The 14,515-nt window shown below is 39.9% G+C and carries 20 protein-coding genes; 5 read left to right on the top strand and 15 right to left on the bottom strand.

All coding sequences use genetic code 11. From position 1 onward, the window contains the following. Position 1 precedes the first annotated feature (1 nt). Positions 2-1,192 (top strand): amidohydrolase, encoded by a 1,191-nt coding sequence (locus LCP48_RS11160; protein ID WP_004230253.1) that lies wholly within the window; start codon positions 2-4, stop codon positions 1,190-1,192. Between the two features lie 164 nt (positions 1,193-1,356). Here LCP48_RS11160 and ccsB read toward each other — a convergent pair whose 3' ends face one another. After that, positions 1,357-2,526, bottom strand: a complete 1,170-nt coding sequence (gene ccsB / locus LCP48_RS11155) for a c-type cytochrome biogenesis protein CcsB (RefSeq protein WP_216486281.1) — start codon at positions 2,524-2,526, stop codon at positions 1,357-1,359. 343 nt (positions 2,527-2,869) lie between these two features. On the opposite strand from ccsB, the gene LCP48_RS11150 reads away from it, so the two are divergent. Then, a complete protein-coding gene (locus tag LCP48_RS11150; RefSeq protein ID WP_225340985.1) occupies positions 2,870-3,607 on the top strand; it encodes a class I SAM-dependent methyltransferase in 738 nt (245 codons plus the stop codon). A 14-nt stretch (positions 3,608-3,621) separates the two neighbouring features. Here LCP48_RS11150 and LCP48_RS11145 read toward each other — a convergent pair whose 3' ends face one another. Genes LCP48_RS11145 through LCP48_RS11135 form a run of 3 tightly spaced genes read right to left on the bottom strand, consistent with a single transcriptional unit; the run spans position 3,622 to position 5,125 of the window. Continuing rightward, a complete protein-coding gene (locus LCP48_RS11145) occupies positions 3,622-4,056 on the bottom strand; it encodes a GNAT family N-acetyltransferase (RefSeq protein WP_009371266.1) in 435 nt (144 codons plus the stop codon). Beyond that, positions 4,053-4,535, bottom strand: a complete 483-nt coding sequence (locus LCP48_RS11140) for a GNAT family N-acetyltransferase (RefSeq protein ID WP_404805898.1) — start codon at positions 4,533-4,535, stop codon at positions 4,053-4,055. The genes LCP48_RS11145 and LCP48_RS11140 overlap by 4 nt, the downstream gene beginning before the upstream one ends. A gap of 2 nt (positions 4,536-4,537) precedes the next feature. Continuing rightward, positions 4,538-5,125: an SMI1/KNR4 family protein gene (locus tag LCP48_RS11135; protein ID WP_216486274.1), complete on the bottom strand. Its 588-nt coding sequence runs from the start codon at positions 5,123-5,125 to the stop codon at positions 4,538-4,540. A gap of 200 nt (positions 5,126-5,325) precedes the next feature. Between LCP48_RS11135 and LCP48_RS11130 the strand changes: the two genes are divergently transcribed. Continuing rightward, the gene (locus LCP48_RS11130) at positions 5,326-5,877 is read left to right on the top strand and encodes a GNAT family N-acetyltransferase (protein ID WP_216486270.1); all 552 of its coding nucleotides are present in this window, start codon (positions 5,326-5,328) and stop codon (positions 5,875-5,877) included. Between the two features lie 50 nt (positions 5,878-5,927). On the opposite strand, the gene LCP48_RS11125 is transcribed toward LCP48_RS11130, so the two are convergent. Together LCP48_RS11125 and LCP48_RS11120 are read right to left on the bottom strand one after the other, a co-directional pair. Then, positions 5,928-6,485 (bottom strand): histidine phosphatase family protein, encoded by a 558-nt coding sequence (locus tag LCP48_RS11125; RefSeq protein ID WP_004230262.1) that lies wholly within the window; start codon positions 6,483-6,485, stop codon positions 5,928-5,930. Beyond that, a complete protein-coding gene (locus tag LCP48_RS11120) occupies positions 6,463-6,921 on the bottom strand; it encodes a hypothetical protein (RefSeq protein WP_100069633.1) in 459 nt (152 codons plus the stop codon). The genes LCP48_RS11125 and LCP48_RS11120 overlap by 23 nt, the downstream gene beginning before the upstream one ends. Positions 6,922-7,534: 613 nt before the next feature. Here LCP48_RS11120 and LCP48_RS11115 point away from each other — a divergent pair. After that, the gene (locus LCP48_RS11115; RefSeq protein ID WP_004230265.1) at positions 7,535-7,705 is read left to right on the top strand and encodes an aspartyl-phosphate phosphatase Spo0E family protein; all 171 of its coding nucleotides are present in this window, start codon (positions 7,535-7,537) and stop codon (positions 7,703-7,705) included. A gap of 172 nt (positions 7,706-7,877) precedes the next feature. Then, positions 7,878-8,348, top strand: a complete 471-nt coding sequence (locus tag LCP48_RS11110) for a hypothetical protein (RefSeq protein WP_004230266.1) — start codon at positions 7,878-7,880, stop codon at positions 8,346-8,348. A gap of 124 nt (positions 8,349-8,472) precedes the next feature. Here LCP48_RS11110 and thrS read toward each other — a convergent pair whose 3' ends face one another. The 9 genes from thrS to LCP48_RS11065 all read right to left on the bottom strand — a co-directional run bounded on the left by thrS (position 8,473) and on the right by LCP48_RS11065 (position 14,488). Continuing rightward, positions 8,473-10,389 carry a threonine--tRNA ligase gene (gene thrS, locus LCP48_RS11105; RefSeq protein WP_009371261.1) on the bottom strand — a complete coding sequence of 639 codons (1,917 nt, stop codon included), beginning with the start codon at positions 10,387-10,389 and terminating at the stop codon, positions 8,473-8,475. Positions 10,390-10,767: 378 nt separating this feature from the next. Beyond that, positions 10,768-10,998 carry a hypothetical protein gene (locus LCP48_RS11100; RefSeq protein WP_004230268.1) on the bottom strand — a complete coding sequence of 77 codons (231 nt, stop codon included), beginning with the start codon at positions 10,996-10,998 and terminating at the stop codon, positions 10,768-10,770. A gap of 14 nt (positions 10,999-11,012) precedes the next feature. Then, positions 11,013-11,369, bottom strand: a complete 357-nt coding sequence (locus LCP48_RS11095) for a hypothetical protein (protein ID WP_004230270.1) — start codon at positions 11,367-11,369, stop codon at positions 11,013-11,015. 11 nt (positions 11,370-11,380) lie between these two features. Then, positions 11,381-11,977, bottom strand: a complete 597-nt coding sequence (locus LCP48_RS11090; RefSeq protein WP_004230271.1) for a hypothetical protein — start codon at positions 11,975-11,977, stop codon at positions 11,381-11,383. A 121-nt stretch (positions 11,978-12,098) separates the two neighbouring features. After that, positions 12,099-12,605, bottom strand: a complete 507-nt coding sequence (locus tag LCP48_RS11085) for a hypothetical protein (protein WP_009371258.1) — start codon at positions 12,603-12,605, stop codon at positions 12,099-12,101. Positions 12,606-12,728: 123 nt separating this feature from the next. Further along, positions 12,729-13,193, bottom strand: coding sequence for a hypothetical protein (locus LCP48_RS11080; RefSeq protein WP_216486268.1), 465 nt, complete (start codon positions 13,191-13,193; stop codon positions 12,729-12,731). Between the two features lie 48 nt (positions 13,194-13,241). Beyond that, positions 13,242-13,727 (bottom strand): GNAT family N-acetyltransferase, encoded by a 486-nt coding sequence (locus tag LCP48_RS11075; protein WP_225340983.1) that lies wholly within the window; start codon positions 13,725-13,727, stop codon positions 13,242-13,244. A gap of 15 nt (positions 13,728-13,742) precedes the next feature. After that, the gene (locus tag LCP48_RS11070) at positions 13,743-14,090 is read right to left on the bottom strand and encodes a DUF3147 family protein (protein WP_016993931.1); all 348 of its coding nucleotides are present in this window, start codon (positions 14,088-14,090) and stop codon (positions 13,743-13,745) included. After that, positions 14,090-14,488, bottom strand: coding sequence for a MarR family winged helix-turn-helix transcriptional regulator (locus LCP48_RS11065; RefSeq protein WP_036219134.1), 399 nt, complete (start codon positions 14,486-14,488; stop codon positions 14,090-14,092). Before LCP48_RS11065 ends, LCP48_RS11070 begins: the two co-directional genes overlap by 1 nt. Positions 14,489-14,515 lie beyond the last annotated feature (27 nt).

Genomic DNA, 14,515 nt, shown 5'->3' with positions numbered 1-14,515 from the left:
AATGACAACTTTACAACAACAGTTAGCAGATTTATTAAAACATTATGAAGAAGAGACAATACAGCTTCGTCGTCATTTTCATGAAAATCCTGAGCTTTCCTTTGAGGAAGTAGAAACACCGAAAACCATTGCTGCCTTTCATCGCGCGTTAGGTCATGAGGTTCGTGAAGGTGTAGGTGGCAATGGAGTTGTGGCAAAGCTAATTGGTGGGAAACCAGGGAAAACAGTTGCGTTGCGTGCAGACTTTGATGCTTTAGCCATTACGGAAGAAACCGGCTTACCTTTCCAATCAAAAATTAAAGGGCGTATGCATGCTTGTGGCCATGATGGACACACAGCTTCCCTTTTAATCTTAGCGAAGGCGTTTAACCAAATGAAGAATGATTTAGAAGGCACAATCGTCTTTATTCATCAACATGCTGAGGAACTTGCGCCAGGTGGAGCTATTTCGATGATTAGAGATGGCTGCTTAGAAGGTGTAGATGTTATTTTTGGGACACATTTATGGGCACCAACTGATCTTGGCAAAGTGCAAACAGCTAAAGGACCATTAATGGCTGCAGCAGATGGTATTTATATAACGATAAAAGGCAAGGGCGGCCATGGTTCAAACCCAAGTGACACCAAGGATTCCATTGTCCTTGCAGCTCAGTTTATTACAAATTTACAGCAGCTTGTGGCACGTCGCATCAACCCATTACGTCCAGCAGTAGTATCAATTGGGCATATTGAGGCATTAAATCCATTCAACGTCATTGCCGATCAAGTGTACATGAAGGGTACGGTGCGCACTTTTCACGAGGAGGAGCGTAGTTTGTTAGAGCATGAAATCGAAGAGCTACTAAAGGCAACTTGTTATTTAACAAAAGCCGATTACGAGTATGAGTATGTGCGAGGCTATCCGCCTGTTGTGAACCATGAAGCAGAGACTGAGCATATAATGGCCTCCGCAGAGAAAATTGCAGATGTAGAGACGGTTGAAATAGTTGATCCGAATATGGGTGGTGAGGACTTTGCCTATTTCTTAGAGGAAATCCCTGGTGCGTTTTTCTTCACAGGGGCGAAAAACCCTGATTGGGAGGAAGTCTATCCACACCATCATCCGAAATTCGATATCGACGAGCGCTCATTACGAATTGCCGCCAACGTTTTAGGTCAAGCAACGCTAGACTACTTCGCAAAAAATAATTAATAAAAAGCATTACGAAGTGCTCAATGCATTTCGTAATGCTTTTTTCGGTTGAATATTTTAAGGTTGAATATTTTAATAAGAAGAAAAGGATGGCCAAAGCTAAGAGGTTCACTCTTCCGTTTGAGCGCTTTCCTCTCACTTTGGGTCAAGCCCCCTACCTCCAGCTAGGCATAGGAATGTAAGCCGGCAATGACTAGATTGACAAATACTTGGTTGAACACAATAATGCCGAAGCCGATAATGGCCAACCAGGCTGTTTTTTCTCCTTCCCAGCCTTTGGATAGGCGGAAATGGAGGAAGGCTGCGTAGAATAAAAAGGTAATTAATGCCCATACCTCTTTCGGGTCCCAGCCCCAATAGCGACTCCAGGCAATTTGCGCCCAAATCATGGCGAATAGCAGGCCACCTAATGCAAATAATGGGAAGCCGATAACAACAGCCCGATAGGAAATTTCATCCATTAATTGTGGCTGTACGCGGCTTGTCCATGGCTTTAGCAAGGCACTCACTGATTTTCTTGTGATGAATCGAATGACACCATATAAAATAGTCCCTACGATAAATGCCCAGACAATCGAGTTTAATTTCTTGGCATCTATTTTATTTGTGATTTCGACACCACCGATTGCTTCGCCCTTTTCGGTGACGGCTCCTTTACTTACAATCAGGGGCATCATGGAGTAAGTGGCTTTTTCTTGCTGTCCCTGTGCATTTTCGAATTGTACCTGCACCTCTTCTGTGGCAAGGCTGAAAAACGTCGATACGCCAATAAAGCCAATGACAACCACCAAACAATACAGCACAAACTCAAGACCGTATGTACTGATAGATTTTTTGGAAACATCTAGCGTTCTTAATAAGTAAATTAAACCTGTAGCAAAGGATACAGATAAAATGGCACTAGAAAAGGCCACAGTCATGACATGAATCGTTAACCAGTGACTTTGTAATGATGGAACAAGCGGCGATACTTCCTTTGCGAAAACGCTTCCATAACCAAGGATGATTAAGGATACAGGAATCGTGAATAAGCCTACCACGATTTGCTTATATAAGAAATGGATAATTAAGTAACTTCCTGTAAGCATGATGCCAAAGAACGTCATAAATTCATACATATTACTGACAGGTGCATGGTCAACCGCCACCCATCTGACAACAAAGTACACGAGCTGTAGGGCAAAGGCTATATAAGTGAGCAATAGGCCTAGCTTACCGAATGTTTTTCTCTTTGATTTGACTGCTAGCCCTAATGGCACAATAGCAATGAGTAGTAGAATAAAGGCAATAAATAAGGCATTGCTACTAATGGATAATAAACTTTCTTGATTCAATAGAATCCCTCCAACGTCTCTTTTTCGGAATATGCTTCCAAATAGTAAGAACGTTATAGCGTGTAAGAAGTGCCATGTTTTCCCTTTAAATATTTTTATTTTTTCAAATTGTTACATTTTTATGACATGGAGATGGGGATGTGCTTGGTAGGATCAATCATTATGTAGAGGGAACGATAAAATATCCCATTAAATGGAAGATGACTGTATCAAAAAATGGTATGCCTCTATCTACATCTTACAAAAAATTGTAATAAAAGTCTATTTCTTTTTCTATCTACATGGGACAATAAGGATGCGCACAAATAACATAACGTTATGTTTCATAAACTGGAGGCTTTTAATGAAACAAAATATTTATGATAATCCGATATTTTTTCATCAATACAAGACATTGAGACAAAAAGCATCTAATTATAACCGTCTTTTGGAGCAGCCCACGATGAAGTCTTTACTTCCACCGTTGACAAATTTACAGGTACTCGATATTGGCTGTGGTATGGGGGATTTCGCCAAGTATTGTATCGACCATCAAGCCAAGCACGTAACCGCATTAGATGTTTCGAGCAATATGCTGTCCGTCGCTAAACAGGAGCATGCCCACCCACAAATTGACTATCGGCTACAGGCAATAGAGGATTATGAAGCTCCTTCGGCTAGCTTTGATTGTATAACCAGCTCCCTATCTCTTCATTATGTCAAAGATTTCGATGCGGTCATTGGTCAAATTGCTCACATGCTACGTCCTAACGGTGTATTTATTTTCTCTGTAGAGCATCCTATTGCTACAGCTCGTCATACAACAGATGATAATTGGGTATATGATGACAATCATCAACGTTCACACTATGCTGTGGATCATTACCAGGAAGAAGGCATGCGTGAGCAAACATGGTTGGTGGATGGTGTTGTCAAATATCATCGCACTATAGCGACACTGGTCAATACATTGATTACCCATGGGTTAACCATTGATAAAATCGTAGAACCAATTCCAAGCACAGCAGCCATTCAACAGCTTCCTTCTATTGAAAAGGAGCTACGCAGACCATCCTTTTTATTCATCAAAGCAAAAAAATAAACGAAAGCCTCACCCTATGTTTGTGGTGAGGCTTGTTTCATATAAATAATTTCTGGGTCTCCCTCATCCAAGTTGTCGATAAAACCGCTTTTGACAAAGCCTAGATTATGAAAAAGCTGGTGCATACGCCTATTGGACTGATTTGTAGAGGAGAAAACCTTTGCTGTTTTAGCCATTTGGATATAAGCGGTCATTAAGGCAGATGCGATTCCCTTTCTGCGCTCGGACGGCTTGACAATGACTAAGGAAATAAAGCTATAGCCAAAAAAGTCATTGCTAAATAGCAAAAATCCCCCAATGGTATCAGCGGATTGGTATAGCAAACAGCGTTTCTCTTTGATAGCTTGCTGAATTTCTTCCGCTCTGGATGAATCTCCAATTACTTCTTGATCGATTGTACAAAGTGCCTGTAAATGCTCCATTCTTGCTTCAATTATATTGTGGCTCAATTTTCAGCCTCCTTCATATAATAGCTCATCACCTTTAGCTCATCTCGAATTCCCATTGCCTGTCTGCCTTCATCGACAAAGCCACATCGCTTATAAAGTTCTTGAGCAGCTCGATTTGGCACATTGACCCCAAGCACCAGCTCATTGATGTATGGGAAATGCTTGCGAACAAAGTCAGGCAATAATTGAAGTGCTGTCTTGGCATAGCCTTTGCCCTGCTCATAAAAATCAGTGGAAAAGGAACGGATTAATAGCGCCTGTTCATTAGAGGAGTAAGGCGTCACCCCCTCTTTTTCATGTAAGACAAAGAACGTGACTAGCTTGTTACCGTCCATTGCTAAAATGGCATGTCGACTATTATCCTGCTTAGCAAGTGCAATGCTATCTTTTGGAGACTTTGTATAGCGTAGCTGCTCTTCTGTTAGGGTATATTGTTCTACTAAATTTTTTGCTTTGTCCTCATAGAACATGAGCTGCATAGTCACTCGAATTCCTCCTCGTAAATAGCGGTGAATTCATAGTCTCCCTCTATAAGTTGCTGTAAATAATCCTCAAACGAAGCTGCAATCACCTCAAAGCTATCAGGATCATGGACATAACGAACCACCTGGCCAACTTGTCCCGCTTCATTTGGCGTAAAATCAATATATAGGCTTGATGTGCCCCCATTATTCATACAATCAGCAAAGCAGAGCCGTTCATTTAACGGGACATGCATATTAATCTTTTCATCTACTTCCACATACGCTAAAAATTCCTGGTAGCGCTCATAAATTGTTTCACGCTTGTCATGATAATCTTTCACGATTTGCTCTACCGATTTTAAATAATACGGATAATCCCCTAAATCAGAGCCAAGCACTAGAACACAAATAGTCTCTTGCCCATGCTGACAATAATATGTACCATTGACATCCCGTAATAGCTCCATCAAAGCTTGCGGGCAGTTCGGAAATACTTCTAACAGGGCCTGAATTTGTGCATCTGAAGCACCAAAAGCCTGTTGTAATTGTTGCTGCTCTTCTTGTGGTAAGTATTGTAATAAATTCGTAAAATATGTTGTGCGCATCTTTATCCCTCTCTCTCTTTAACTAGGACATATTTTAGCATAATTTCTTCCATTCTCTTAGTCCCTCATGCTACTATGTAAGTATTCACAAAAAAGGGGTGGGTTTATGAGTGTGAAAGATGCAGTAGACGTGAAAGTATTTCGAACAATCGTAGGGTTGTAACGCTACTTGCAGCCCTTATACAAGGGAGAATATAATAATGGAAAACTATTTGACAACATTTTTAACAGGGCAATCGATCACTTTACAGCAAATGACTGCTGCTGACCTAGAGGCTTTTATAGCAATTGAAAGCGAAATCACCTCTTTGCTACTTGCTAATGATGAGATTCCCTTTCCACAAACTGTAGAGGATCACACCGCTTTCTTTAACAGTATCAGTGGGAAGAAGGAGGAATACTTTTTCGGCATCTATGAAAAAGCGTCCCATCAGCTGATCGGCTCCTGTGGCGTTTATGCAGTGAATTGGCAAAATAGTACTTGCGCTGTGGGCATTTCAATCGGAAAAGAGTGGCACGGCAAGGGCTATGGCACGGATGCAATGAACACGCTCATTGATTTTATCTTCCAATATATAGCTGTTCAGAAAATCAAGCTTCAGGTTTTTAGCTTTAACCCAGCAGCGATTCGCTCCTATGAAAAATGTGGCTTCACAAAAGAAGGCATTTTACGCCAAGAAATCTTCCGCTTCGGTACATTCCATGACGTAGTTTTATTTGGCCTCTTACGCTCGGAATGGGAGAGGAATTAACTAAATAGCACAACAGAGATACTATGATCGCTGTAGTATCTCTTTTTTGTTCAGTCCTCTTGCCACACGCGTGTTACTTCCTGTAAGGATAGACCTTGAAAGGCTAATCGATAGATATCTGGCATACTTAACGTTTGCCAAAATGCATAATCGTACTGGGCATCAAAATATTGCATCATCAATGCCATGATATTGCCATGTGTACCGATAACAACAGACTCCTCTGGATGAGTAAGAAGGATGCGCTGCAAACTTGGAGTAGCACGAGCCATCGCCTCTTGATTGGACTCTCCACCTGCCCATGCAAAGCTTGGCTCCTCCCACACCCGTTGCACTGCTGCATGAAAATCCTCCAGCTTCCCAGTAGCAAGCTGTCTTTCTTTTAAAGCATCTATCGTTTGGATGGGTAAATGACGAGCATGTGCAATCCCCTCCACTGTTTGAATGGCTCTTCGATAAGGACTAGCATAAACTGCATCGATTGGATGATGCTTCAAAAGATTTGTGACACGCTCTGCATCCCTTTGTCCCTGATCAGATAGTGGACGATGATATTCATCCTCTGAATAATGGGCATGTGCGTGTCTAACAAAAAAAATTTCGGTCATCTGTTTCTCCTCTTTCATCTTTCCAAAGCCCCTCTTGCTGTTGCAGGGTATATGTTTTGATGTAGCGCTGACTCCCAACGGAAATTTCCAGTTGAACGACCTGTAAATCAGGGGTGCTCGATTCATTAACCGCTATTCGATCATAAAATCTATACATGAATTCGGTAACAAGCAAATCACCTGCAAGTGAATCCGTATAGTATTGCTCAAACAATTCTTTTGTGGGGAATGCATCATTGCTGTAAGTAATCGCATACAATGCATCCATACGAGGTTCCTCCACTAAATCAAACATAATTAGCAGCATTTCCTCTGGCGAAAAGGTCTGCAAATGACGAATTTCTCCATCGTTTAAAAATGCTTGATAGGCCTCTCTTTTTTCCAAAGATAAATCCGCTACATAGCTAAATTCAGTGGATGTCGATGTCGTATCCATGTCATACACAATGGTCGATTCCTGTAAGGGCTCCCCCTTTCACATGCCGTTAGTAAACTTAAAAAAGCAATGATGGAAACCAGTTTTTTCATCATGTGCTTCATCACCTCAGCTTCCATCTATTATTCCATTAATTTCAAAAATTCTCAACATTTCACCATAGACAATGAAATGTCCCCATTTCTAAACAACAAAAAAGGGAATTTGCTAAAATGTGACAAGATATGAATTCTGCGCTTAATTATCGGAAAATTCAATCTCTAATCACAACTTTTTTCTTAGTATAAAAGACTTAATACTCCTCTATTTTCCCCTTAATATTTTCTAAAACAAAGAACGTGAATAACCCTATCCAGCACATGAATAGGGTTTTAAGTCATGTATTAAATTCTATAAAAGGGGAAATTCACAGTATTATTTATCTATAATACATAAAAATTTTCAATCGAGCTAAATAGGATGAAGTTCCTTATCTATGACTAAATTACGAATTTGAGAAACGATACACAATGTGACATTTTTTTTAATATAAGTGATATACAATGAAAAAGTTGAATCGAGGTCATAGAAATTTATTTCAAGAATATGGATAAAAAATTAGGAGGAAAATATCTTGGTTAACTTATTACTTAAACAATTCTTGAAGGCGGAAATTGAGATTAAACGAAGAATTATGTATAAAAAAGCAAAGGATCTTGGTTTCACCCACCCTATTGTAGTAGATTACAGTCAAGAATTGGATGTCTTACTTAATAGATATTTAAAACAAGCACAAGCTTCCTAATCATAACGAGGCATATAATAGAAGAAAGTATAGATATGATAAAGCCAGGCCATGTTTTATTGGCTGGTTTTATCGGGGATGATACATGCATTCACCTAGCCATTTCTCAGAATGTATAGAGAATGAAAAAGTAGGCGATGTTTTTGATAAGAAAACATTTGGAGGTTGAATGATGCACGTATTCATCTTAACTTTTATGGTTGTTTCCAAAATATTATTGCCACCTCAACATTCAGTAGACAATACATCACCCACACTTTGCACACCAACTGAAATAAATACACTATATCAATACCCAAACAACCAATTTCAATCGTTTCGTGATGAGGACAAATTTTATCAGCAGCTTAATCGTGCGATTTATGAGGAATATACCAATGCTTCATTGAATATTCGTCAAAAGATGGCTTTTAAAGATGTAGCAAATGCGACAAAACGTTTTTATTTACAAACAGATGGTAAACAGGAAACAATAGACCTCTCTCAACATACTTTTATTCATCCCAATCGACAAGTTTATTTTTTAGCATCCTTTCAGCACAATACCGATGAATCCTATCGCAAATTTCTTGTCATCGACGCTGAAACACAAGAAGTAATACTGGGACATTCGCATTTTCAAGAAAGTTCCAAGCACCTTTAATTCATTGTATGCACACCATGTAGATTCTAGTAGTCATTTCAAAAAAATAGAAGTAAAAATTTCTTAACAATTGAAAAGCTTGCGATGAGTGACGAACATGCATCGCAAGCTTTCTTAACTTGAATTAAGCTAAACTTTTTTGTTGAATGGCTGCTGTGACTTCTTCTATTAATTGCTGTAGTGACTTATCATTGGCATTTTGCTGACCATGTCTGCGAACAGCTACAGTTTGGTTAGCAACCTCACGATCGCCGATAACCACAATATATGGTATTTTTTGCAATTGGGCTTCTCGTATCTTTTTGCCGAGCTTTTCTTGGCGATCATCTAATTGCACACGGATTTCTGCCTGTTGTAAAGCTTCAACAACTTGCTTGGCATAGCCTTGATGTGCCTCTGCCACCCCAATAACTTGCACTTGCTGTGGTGCCAGCCAAGTTGGGAATGCTCCGCCAAAATGCTCGATTAAAATACCTAAGAAGCGATCAATTGAGCCAAACACTGCACGATGGATAACAACAGGTCTCACCCTTTCGTTGTGTTCATTAATATATGTTAAATCAAATTTCTCTGGTAGCTGGAAATCAAGCTGAACCGTTGCACATTGATGACTGCGTTGAATTGCATCTTTAATATGGATGTCAATTTTCGGTCCATAGAAAGCCCCGTCCCCTGCATTAATTGTATAGGCAATGCCTAAATTGTTTAGGACATTTTCAAGTGCTGCTTCTGCTTGATCCCACAGTGCCAAATCACCCATATAATCATCTGGACGTGTCGATAATTCAATCGTATACGCAAATCCAAAGACGTTGTACACTTCATCTATAATCTTTAAGGCCAGTGCAATTTCATCCTCAATTTGCTGTGGTGTGGCAAAAATATGGGCATCATCCTGACAAAAAGTTCGTACACGTAACAGACCATTCAAGGCGCCACTAAACTCATGTCGGTGCACTTGCCCAAATTCTGCCATACGTATAGGTAAATCCCGATAGGAATGTAAGGCATTTTTGAAAATCAGCATATGCCCAGGACAGTTCATCGGCTTTAAGGCAAAGCTTTGGTCATCCACCTGCGTAAAATACATATTGTCCTTATAATGATCCCAGTGACCTGACTGCTCCCATAAGCGTTGGTTCATCATCAGCGGTGTTCGTACTTCCCTATAATCATATTTTGCTTGTAAATGTCGCAAATACGATTCTAGTTCATTGCGTAAAATTTGACCATTGGCTAAATAGAAGGGCATGCCAGGTGCTTCCTCTGAAAACATAAATAACGATAGCTCTTTACCTAGCTTGCGATGATTTCGCTTTTCTGCTTCCTCCAAGAAGATAAAATGATCCCGCAGTTCCTCTTTTGTAGCAAAGGCAACGCCATAAATACGCTGAAGCATTTGATTCTTGCTATCGCCTCGCCAGTAAGCGCCTGACACATGCATTAATTTAAAATGCTGTAATTTGCCTGTAGACTGGACATGTGGACCACGACATAAATCATAAAACTCTCCCTGCTCATAGATCGTAACTAGCTCATCTGCAGGAATTGCCTCCAACAGCTCGAGCTTTAACACATCATGGGCGAATAATTGCTTCGCTTCTTCACGTGACACCTCGCGTCTATGAACAGGTATATTTTCCTGAACAATTTGTTTCATTTTCTTTTCAATTTGCTGCAAATCACTCGGTGTCAGTGTATCAGCAATATCTATATCATAATAAAAGCCATTTTCAATGACTGGTCCTACCCCAAATTGTGCATGTGGGTAAAGTCGTTTAATTGCCTGAGCGAATAAATGGGCCGTAGAATGGCGAATGACCTCGATCCCTTCCTTTGAGCTTGCATCGTACAATGTAATTTGTGCATCTTCCATAATCGGGCGCGTCAAATCAATGATGGTTCCGTTAACACTCCCGGCGACTGCCTTTTTGCGAAGCTCTGGACGAATCGCTTGTGCAATATCGGTTAGTGTCACACCTTTTGTAAATGCTTGTTGTTGACCATCTGGAAATTGAATGTGAATACGTTGATTTGACATGTTTCTCTACTCCTTTTAGTAATAAAATCAATTACACCTTGGCATAATTGTGTAGATAAAAAAAACACATATCCGTCCCTACTAAGGGACGAGTATGTGTTGTTTACCCGTGGTTCCACCCAAATTCCCACTAGTTTATAAGCTAGTGGCTCATTGATTTTGCAGTAACGCCGCAAAAAACGGTGCAAGTTTCCAAGCACGGCTCCAAGGTAGTAAGATGGGAGTACGACATTAGGAAGCTTGCAGCCAAGGCCTCCCTCTCTAAAAATGGTTAATCGCATCTCTTGTCCTTATCATTGCCCATTTCATTTTGTATGAAATTGTTAATTACTATAACGAATAGTAAATTCTTTGTCAAACCCTAAAAAAGAAAAAAATTTAGCGACGGACTTGCAATGGGCGTTCTGGACGTTGTACACAATAGTGACAATGCGGGTCATCACATGCCTCCTCTTGCCACTCATTACACATCGCACAAAAATAACTATCAAACGTGTCATCATAGATGATGGAATTTTGACAACTCGGGCATTGTTGATTTTTTTGAATCGTACCGCTGATTTCTAGCCCATCAATAATCACTATATCTTCGCGCTGTTCAATTCGCATTTTATTATTACCCCCTAATGATTTTTCACTTCTAAGGTCTCATCTTCAGATTGCCATTCTACATGGATTATTGGCTTTGTTTCTCGTTTAAAGATTTTCTCACTTTCTTTTTTGGTGAAGGAATAATAGCCATCTTTATTTAACTGAACATCACTTAAATTTTGGAATTCTTTTGTCCCCTCAATCGTAATTTCTAAAGGCCCCAAATCATCATCATCTCCCAGATAAAATAAGCGTAAGCCCACCTCACCATTACTATGATAGATGGCTTTCCAATGCTCACTTTTGGCGATATAATGTATCTCCTGCTTGGGGCTTTGACAAGCTGTCAATAGGATGATGAGGGCAAGTGGAAACATCCATTTTTTCATTAAATATCCCCCTAACCTTGTATGGTGATAGCCCACCCTGTCGGCTTTTCTTCAAAGGCATCCTCGTATTCTGTAAAAACAAAATGAAGCCCCCTTAAATCATCTGGCAAGGGTGGTGTCACCACATACGTACTGCTTTCATGTCCATTTGAGCCACCTGTACCTTTACTTCGGCATTCATAGGACGCATCAATGTATAGACCAAAATGTTTTCGTTGTAATTTTTGCTGAATCGTTAGCTGAGGTTCTTGCTGCTCATCCCAATCGATTAATAATTGCACCACACTTGCATTGTCATATTGACGAACATAAGAAACCGTATACAAACGTTCTCCCTTTGCTACCGTTTTCAATACAGGGATATAGTGACGGAAGCCTGATGGTTCTACCTTTGAAGTATAGTATTTTTCTGATTTAATCAACTGGAAGAACAACGCTAAAAAAGTATCATCGAAACCATATTGCTGTGCCCATTTCGAAATGGTATCATCCGAAGGCAAGCCTGGATTATGAGCAGCTTGCTCTTTTCGTTGCTGCAAAAGTGCACATATTTCCTCATCTATGGTAACAAGCCTTGAATCATTGTATTTGCTATGTTGTTCGGACATCTATATCCTCCTTCCTCCTGCAAGTCCTTCTTCTTTCTATACGTTATTTTCCGCAATTGGTTCCATAAACAGCCTATTTTTACTTGTAAATACCAAAAAAGCTATCCAATACATTGGATAGCTAGTTCGCTAGCATATCATTGTGCCAGCTAGCGGAGTCTGATAATTGATATGTAACCATATTGGCTGTCACAGCGAGAATAACACCCGCTCGGGACATATGAGAGGTATTTGGCTTTTCTAATACAAGGACCACGTAGCCCTCTCCACGTCCTTGCTCATCAAGCGCATTCGTCGCATTGATTTCAAAGGTGGAATACGTTTGCTCATTCGTCGCATACAGAAGTCGTTCTTCATGATACACGCCATGTTCTTTTAAATTATAGCTGACAGGCATCCACCCTTCAGACCATTCAATACTGCCTATCATTTCTCGTTTCCTTCTGGCAAGACGTCCAATGGAATACCTAAAATATATCTTCATAATCGCTTGATTGTCTTCATTTTTCCCTTCACAAGTGGCTGTCACTTCAAGCATAATATCATTTTTTAATAGCTTTTTCATAAACACTAAAGCCACAGTGATAACACAGATAAATAGTACTATACCCAAGATGATAAATGCCATTAGGTCCCTCCTAGTATCACAATTGCTGTTAATGCAATATTACCATGTTCTAGGAGGGATAGGAGCTTTTCACCAAACAATCTTAGAAATTGACACAGGCATAAAGGATAAGACAAAAAGTGATTATTTGTTGGCTTGAAGCTCAACTGTAAGCGTAAAAGGTATTTTTAAGTATTCATAGTGTATCGTTACTTTCTGGTTGTTAGATGCTAGAACTTGTACTGCATAATGCTGTGGCTGCTCGCCAATAGCTTGTTGATTTATGTATCTTTGAGGTACGATCGTTCGCTGTGCTAATTTATGAAAAGATAGTTGATCATTTCCCTCTAGCTTTGTTTCCGCCTCAAAAGGTTCTGACTTACTTATTACAAGCTTCGCGTTATCAGGACGCTGATCATTCACCAGTATTTGCTTTAGCTTAATTTCACGCAGCCCTGTATTTTCAAGTGCGATGATTTTGATTGCTTCATTGCCTTGTTTGCTGGTATAGCTTTGAATAATAAGTGGTGGATTGCTCTTGAGATAAATCATAAAGATTGCTCCTACCACAAGCACACTCAGTACTAAAATAAATAGTATTTTTTTCATACTTTCCCTCTCTTTCCTCCTCACCAGTATAACAAAAAACAACCTGACTTATTGACAGTCAAGTTGTTTTTGTAAACGTATTTCATCTCGTATTGGAATACCATCATTACCAATGAGTGGGATAGAAGGCTTATAGGCTCTTGCCTTTTCCACTGCATTACGCAGTATTTCTATTAAACAATAGCCTCGTTTTTGATAGAATTTCAATGCATGTAAATTATCGTTTGTTGTAATAAGTGATATGCTTGTACAGCCCTGCTCCATTGCTGCTTGTTCTACCGCTTTCACAAGAGCAGAACCAATACCTTTCCCCTCAACCGTACTATCTAACGAAATGATTTCACAGTCCTCTTCCCGCACGATATAGGTGATTAAACCGATCATCATTTGTTGCTCATTCATAAAAGCAAAGCCCGCTAAATCACTACAGTCATAAATGCCACTGGAAATGACCATCTCCGTTGAACCCCAATGCTCCTGAAAAAATTCGCTTACAGTTTGTTTTGGTACTTCATGTATGGCAATAATCGTCATGTTATAAACTCCTTCTTAAATGGAAATATGAAAAACCCCTGCAATCGCTTTTTGTATGCCTAAAAATACAGCCCAGGATAGCACACCAAGTCCAATAGCTAGTACAATATGTACGGAGGATTTCATCGCCATGTAAATCACAAATAGCATGCACATCGTTGCAGGCAAGCCAACGATAACGCCTACCGTAAAGCGTTGAATATGCTCACTCGACTCACTTTGCACGGTCAGCCAAATAATGCTTAAAATACTCACCAATGGTAACGCAGCAATAATTCCTCCATAGGTAGGGAATCGTCGTGCAACCTCCGTCACAACGCCAATGATGGCTGCTGAACTCAAAATTTTAAAGAATGTATACATTATTTTGCCACCTCACTTAGACGTCGAAACGCCTGTAGAATGGCTTGCTGTTCCTGCTCAGTTAGCTGATTAAGAGCATGCTGTAGCTTATCATCATCTAGCTCCGAGTTTTTCTTCAGCACTTGTAGCCCTTCTGCTGTCAAATGTAGCATGACCTTACGCTGGTCGTCACTTGCACGCTCCTTCATCACCCAGCCATGACGCTCTAGCTTTTTCACATGCTCTGATGCCGTATTAGGAGAAATATTTAGTAACCCTGCTATATCACGCACCGTCACTTCCTCTTCCTTTTGTATCATTTGCAAAATACGCACACTCTGATGGGAAATAACATCTTCATGGGTTGTATGTAGATGATAGAATATCGTTGTAAAATAATCATTTATATCTTTAATCATTGTAATAACTCCTTTAATATATCGTTC

Origin of the sequence: Lysinibacillus capsici (genome assembly GCF_020217405.1) — a bacterium.
Lineage (GTDB): Bacteria > Bacillota > Bacilli > Bacillales_A > Planococcaceae > Lysinibacillus > Lysinibacillus capsici.
Note: the sequence above shows the minus strand (reverse complement) of the source record. Positions and strands in the feature narration are given on the sequence as shown.